This is a genomic window from Pseudogracilibacillus auburnensis, from assembly GCF_003201975.1.
Taxonomy (GTDB): domain Bacteria; phylum Bacillota; class Bacilli; order Bacillales; family Amphibacillaceae; genus Pseudogracilibacillus; species Pseudogracilibacillus auburnensis.
This window is the reverse complement of the sequence record NZ_QJJQ01000035.1, coordinates 1-1,651: the sequence shown is the minus strand read 5'-3', so window position 1 is coordinate 1,651 and position 1,651 is coordinate 1. Positions and strand designations below refer to the sequence as shown.

Genomic DNA, 1,651 nt, shown 5'->3' with positions numbered 1-1,651 from the left:
GACATAAAAAATACGCCCCTAATTGGACGTGTTAATATTTTCTAAAAAAGTTTCTGATAGCTTCAAATCGTATATTGTGACTACAATCTTCGCATATATGCATTCCATTCTTATTTTCTTTATATTGTTTATATTTAATGGTTCCAGATTCAACTTTGAAAACTCTTTTACATGAAAAACAAACTGTATCATAATAAAATTTCACTAAATTCCCTCCGAAAGACAGTTTTGTTATACAGGATATTTTTATTTTAACACAACTGTCTTTCGGCATAAAAAAACACGCCCATTATGAGCGCTGGAAAAAGTACCACGAGTGAGATACTTTAGATATTTACTTTTCTTGCAACTTCAATATTGCCAAACATATAATTCCAATTGACAGTAAACTGATTGCATTTTTTGCTTCGATATTCCCTAAAATACTTAAAACGAATACACTTACACCCATCCCTAATGCTATAGCAGCAAAGATTATTTTAATTGTTTTTCTCATATGCGCCCCCTCCTCGTCCTATCATACGACAAGAAGGGAAATGTTTCCATGGGGAAACACGCACGTTTGTGAGTGTTGAACATTTTATTTTCGCTTTGTTTTCTCTATCTCGATTGCCCTTATGGATAAGTTATCATAATCCTTAATCAATCTATATTCTTCTTTTTGGTCACATTTTATTAATAAATAATTCGAGCCAGTCACCCTAATAATTTTCCACTCTGAACCATCATTCAAAATTACAAAGAAATCAAATTTCTTTGCTCTGTATTTCGAAAATAGATAATCTACTATAACAATATAAATAAATACCACAACAAATATTATTATTAGGATCACTATAACTGCTAATAAAAACGTAACTATTGGAGTCTCTTCCATTTCCCCCTTAAAAAGCATAACAATAAGCGTTATCACTACAATAACAAGTGCGATAATAAAAGCTAATGATGAAAAAACCTTAATTTTCTCAAAGTTAGTCTTCAATTTCTTTTCTAACGGGGTAGCGTTAATATCATTTACAACATAAGAAATACTTCCTACTAATAATGTTAAAAACAAAACAATAAAGCCTGAATTAACTAGAACATCCAATATTATCCCCCTCCTTACCCATCATATCGGTAAGAAGGGGCAAATACTTAAACCATAAAAAATAACGCTTATTCAGCGTTTTCAGTTTCTTTTACTTCTTTTTCATTATCAACTATCGTCTTAACAACATTGATCATGTCTTCTTCCGTTGCCTCTAAGGCAATGTCTTTTGGTTTCAGTCGATAAATATTTTCTTCTCCATCTACCAGCGCATGAACATTGCGTCCAAAATAATGATCAGGTACTCTCCTCGTAGGTGTCCCAGGTATTGGACTCTTCCATTGAATAGAAGTTCTTTCAATAATAATATTGTTTGACATCTTATTGCCCTCCTATAATTTCTTGATCTGAAATAATTTCATCATCCTCAAACACATATGTTTCTCCTGTCCAGCTTTCTCCAATTTCACGTTCCACACCTTTAATATCCCAATCCTGTATACTTTGGTGGTCATCATTTCTTGTGCCGATAACCAGTACTTTGTATTCGCCTGCGGATTCGCATGTCACTTTCAGTTCACCGTCTTCCACAATACCGAATGCCCTACCGAAATGCATATG

The 1,651-nt window shown here is 33.1% G+C and carries 4 protein-coding genes; all 4 read right to left on the bottom strand.

Annotated features, from left to right (window positions below; translation table 11 throughout):
• Positions 1–334 precede the first annotated feature (334 nt).
• On the bottom strand, positions 335–496 hold the full coding sequence (locus DFR56_RS23210) for a hypothetical protein (RefSeq protein WP_158525781.1): 162 nt from the start codon (positions 494–496) through the stop codon (positions 335–337).
• Between the two features lie 84 nt (positions 497–580).
• Positions 581–1,090 (bottom strand): hypothetical protein, encoded by a 510-nt coding sequence (locus DFR56_RS22475; protein ID WP_110397689.1) that lies wholly within the window; start codon positions 1,088–1,090, stop codon positions 581–583.
• 68 nt (positions 1,091–1,158) lie between these two features.
• Positions 1,159–1,410 (bottom strand): hypothetical protein, encoded by a 252-nt coding sequence (locus DFR56_RS22470; protein WP_110397688.1) that lies wholly within the window; start codon positions 1,408–1,410, stop codon positions 1,159–1,161.
• A gap of 1 nt (position 1,411) precedes the next feature.
• A partial coding sequence (locus tag DFR56_RS23205) for a hypothetical protein (protein WP_158525780.1) occupies positions 1,412–1,651 on the bottom strand: 240 nt, incomplete at its 5' end.

Bases quoted from the DNA above. Each gene is read 5' to 3' on its own strand.
- DFR56_RS23210 (WP_158525781.1), bottom strand. From the start codon at position 496: ATGAGAAAAACAATTAAAATAATCTTTGCTGCTATAGCATTAGGGATG.
- DFR56_RS22470 (WP_110397688.1), bottom strand. From the start codon at position 1,410: ATGTCAAACAATATTATTATTGAAAGAACTTCTATTCAATGGAAGAGT.